We start from the raw sequence: 3629 nt of genomic DNA, 5'->3' as shown, positions 1-3629 counted from the left end.
CCACCGCCGAGGAGACCGCCGCGCAATCGACCAGCGTGGCCGCGGCCGCGGAAGAAGCCTCGACCAACGTCAACACGGTCGCGGCAGCCGCCGAGGAACTCGGCTCGTCCGTGCAGGAGATCGGCCGACAGGTGCAGGGATCGGCCAGCCTCGCCCAGGCCGCAGTGAGCGATGCCGATCAGACCGCCCACCTCGTCCAGGCGCTCAGCCAGAACGCCGCGCGGATCGGCGACATGGTCGGGATGATCTCGGGCATCGCCGGCCAGACCAACCTCCTGGCGCTCAACGCCACGATCGAGGCGGCGCGGGCGGGCGCCGCGGGTCGGGGTTTCGCGGTCGTGGCCACCGAGGTGAAGGCGCTGGCCGAGCAGACCGCCAAGGCGACCGAGGAGATCGCGCGCCAGATCGGCGAGGTTCAGGGTGTGACCGCGCAGGCGGTGACGGCGATCGGCGGGATCACCGGGCGGATCCGGGAGATCGACAACGTGGCGACCTCGATCGCGGCGGCGGTCGAGCAGCAGGGCGCGGCGACCCAGGAGATCGTCCGCAACGTGGCCCAGGCTTCGGCGGGGACCCACGAGGTGACGGGCAACATCGCGGGGGTGGCGCAGGCGTCGGAGGAGACGGGGGCTGCGGCCTCGCAGGTCCTGTCGGCGGCCTCGGAGCTGTCGCGGCAATCCGAGCATCTCGGCGCAGAGGTCAGCCGCTTCCTCGCCACCGTCCGCGCGGCTTGAGGACGCCATGACCGACATCCTCGTGCTCCCGGTCCGGCTTCACGGGTCGGATCAGTCCGACCGACTGCACGCCGATCTCGCTGCCGCACATGCGCGGGGCGAGGATCTCGGCTCACGCGTGCCCCACATGCAGGCTGGTGGTAAGCGGCTGCTGCAGATGTGTCGCGAGATCGAAGCCCTGATCGCCGAGCTGCATCAGCCCATGGGCGAACTCAGCGCGTCGGATCAGGCCATACATGATGCGCTGCAGGCTCTACTCGGCGTAGTGCAGCCCCTCGCTGATGCGACGCGGCGGCTTCCATTCGACGCCTGAGCGTGCGGACGCCTATGCCCTACTATACGCACACAGGAGGCCGTCGTGGATAGGCTTCTGTTGATTACCGACAGCCTACCCCGGGCCAGGCAGCTGGCGCGTTCCCTCGGGCCAGCCCGGCGCTGCACTCTTCAAGACCTGTATGACGACGTCGTGCCATTAGGCCAGCCAGACTTGGTTGTCGGTGACATCGCCCGGCTCACCTCCGAGGCGATCATGCGCTTGCGGCGGATGCTGGAGCCGCTGCGAGCGGCCGGCGCACCCTTTCTGTTCCTGACCCACGGCAACGCCGCTCGCGCCGAGGCCCAGGCTCGGCTCCTCGCCCCTACCGACATCCTCCCGGCCATGTCGATCCTTGAGCGGCTGCTGGATCGGATCGACCGGCTCCAGGAAATCGGCGGCTCCGCCGTCATTGCCCGAATGGCTGACGAGGCCCGGCAGTTCTTCGATCGGGCGTTCTTTTCCGGGCAGGTGATCACCCCCGAGCTGGCAAGCACCGGCACCGGCCTGATCGCGCGCGCCGTACAGCATTGTGGCGTCCGCGATTGGATCCGGGCGGTCCAGCGCTTCGACGAGGCCACGCACCGGCACTGCCTGATCGTCACAGGCCTTGCAGTCGCGTTTGCGACCAAGCTCGGTTTCGACGATCTGGACAGCTATCGCCTAACCAAGGCGGCGCTCCTGCATGACGTCGGCAAGACCCGGATCTCGACCGCGATCCTGAACAAGCCCGGCCGGCTCACCGATGAAGAGATGGCCGTGATGCGTACGCACGCGGCGCTCGGCTACGACATGTTGGTCGGCAGCGGTTTCTCACCGGAGATGCTGCAGGTCGTACGCTCACATCACGAGATGCTCGACGGGTCCGGCTACCCGGACGGGCTACGGGCGCCCGAGATCCCCGACCTCGTACGCTTGGTGACGATCTGCGACATCTACGGGGCTCTGATCGAGCGGCGGCCCTATCGTGCGCCCATGCCGAGCGGGGAGGCCTACGGCGTCGTCCAGTCCATGACCGGTCGGCTCGACGCTGATCTGATCACAGCGTTTCGTCCGGTGATAACCGCATTCGATCCAATCGGGGTCGCTCCAGCCTAGTCGATGAGCCAGTGATTGATAATTTGTCGGAACGAGCTCATTGGTGTTGATCGTCTAAAATGCTGTGACTCTAACAGATCTGGTGGGCCCGGCAGGACTCGAACCTGCGACCAGACCGTTATGAGCGGTCGGCTCTAACCGTTGAGCTACAGGCCCCTGGCCTCATATAGCGGCCAGGTCTCTAGCGTCACAACCCGCGCCCTTCAAGCCGAGCGACGACGCGATCAGTGCTGCGGATCCGAGCTTCGGCCGGTGAAGATCACCAGACCGTGCTCCGCAATGAGCGCACGAAATGCACAGACGGCTTCCTGATCCGTGGCGAACTCCGCGGACCACCGCGTGCAACCACCCCCCAATGTGCACGACCTCGATCCGCCAGGGGCCCTGCGAGCCGGCACGGCGGAAGATCTCGACCTCGACCCTTTCACCGTCATGGCTCACGGGACCGGACAGCGAGGAGTGCTCGAAGTCCTCGTCCCCCATAGGCGACGCGCTCACGCCTCCTAGGCCCGACCGTGTTCGACACCGTCGGTGTCTTCTCCCTCGACGATGTCGTCCGCCGGCTCGACTGCACGTGACTGGCAGCCGCTGCTGTACGCCCGTAGAGTTGATCTCATTGCCGTCACGCCTCCTTGAGTCTCCATAAATCAACCGCTGAGCGATTGATAAATTTGGAGTTCTACGTATAGTGTAAGCTAGAATGAATGGATTTGTTATCCGCCCGTTTACTTCGGCAATCTAATTTCTGGATTGTTTCGCGGTTCAGATTGATCTGACCTCACTGGCGATGTTTCTGAGTTGGCCGCAGAAGCGGCGTGTAGAGTCAGAAAGATAGCAGATCATGGCTTCCATCACCCTGTCGGCAGCGACGCGTCAGAACCTGCTCTCGCTGCAGGACACCGCCCAGCTGATGTCGACCACCCAGAACCGCCTCGCCACCGGCAAGACGGTCAACTCCGCCCTCGACAACCCGACCAACTTCTTCACCTCCCAGGCCCTCGACGGCCGCTCGGCTAGCTTGAACTCGCTCCTCGACGGCGTGTCCAACGGCATCCAGTCGATCCAGGCCGCCAACCAGGGCATCACCTCGATCCAGAAGCTGGTCAGCCAGGCCAAGTCGATCGCCAGCCAGGCGCTCTCGACCCAGCTGACCACCACCGGCACCGCCGCCAACGCCTACAGCGCCAGCACCGCCTCCCAGACTGTCCTGCTGACCATCAACGGCACCTCGGTCTCCGCCACGGTCGCCGCCTCCTCGAGCATCAGCTCCACCGTCGCGGCCCTGAACTCGGCCGTCGCCTCGGCCTCGACCTCGTCCAGCGGCTCCTTCGGCGCCGGCGCGATCTTCTCGGTCGATAGCACCGGCACCAAGATCGTCCTGAACGCCCAGGCCGACGTCGAATTCCAGAACTCCGGCAGCCAGACGGCGCTGGGCTTCACCGCCTCGGGCACCACCGCCTCGACCTACGGCACCGCCGCCAGCA

General features: G+C 65.7%; 4 protein-coding genes and 1 tRNA gene. 4 read left to right on the top strand and 1 reads right to left on the bottom strand.

Annotation, left to right across the window (positions count from 1 at the left end; all coding sequences use genetic code 11):
- From ACLBXO_RS31425 to ACLBXO_RS31415, 3 genes are all read left to right on the top strand, one after another.
- Positions 1-734: methyl-accepting chemotaxis protein (locus ACLBXO_RS31425; RefSeq protein ID WP_447687872.1), on the top strand; the 734-nt coding region annotated here is incomplete at its 5' end.
- A 7-nt stretch (positions 735-741) separates the two neighbouring features.
- Positions 742-1047, top strand: coding sequence for a hypothetical protein (locus ACLBXO_RS31420; protein WP_447687871.1), 306 nt, complete (start codon positions 742-744; stop codon positions 1045-1047).
- A 45-nt stretch (positions 1048-1092) separates the two neighbouring features.
- Positions 1093-2145, top strand: coding sequence for an HD-GYP domain-containing protein (locus ACLBXO_RS31415; protein ID WP_447687870.1), 1053 nt, complete (start codon positions 1093-1095; stop codon positions 2143-2145).
- Positions 2146-2225: 80 nt separating this feature from the next.
- Here the strand turns inward: ACLBXO_RS31415 and ACLBXO_RS31410 are convergent.
- Positions 2226-2301, bottom strand: a tRNA-Ile gene (locus ACLBXO_RS31410).
- 685 nt (positions 2302-2986) lie between these two features.
- On the opposite strand from ACLBXO_RS31410, the gene ACLBXO_RS31405 reads away from it, so the two are divergent.
- The coding region (locus tag ACLBXO_RS31405) for a flagellin N-terminal helical domain-containing protein (protein ID WP_447687869.1) at positions 2987-3629 on the top strand (643 nt) is incomplete at its 3' end.

Source organism: Methylobacterium sp. C33D, assembly GCF_053345825.1.
The sequence above is the reverse complement of the archived record's forward strand: the minus strand, read 5'-3'. Positions and strand labels throughout refer to the sequence as shown.

Excerpts from the sequence above, each read along its gene's own strand:
- ACLBXO_RS31420 (WP_447687871.1), top strand. The coding sequence starts at position 742 with ATGACCGACATCCTCGTGCTCCCGGTCCGGCTTCACGGGTCGGATCAG.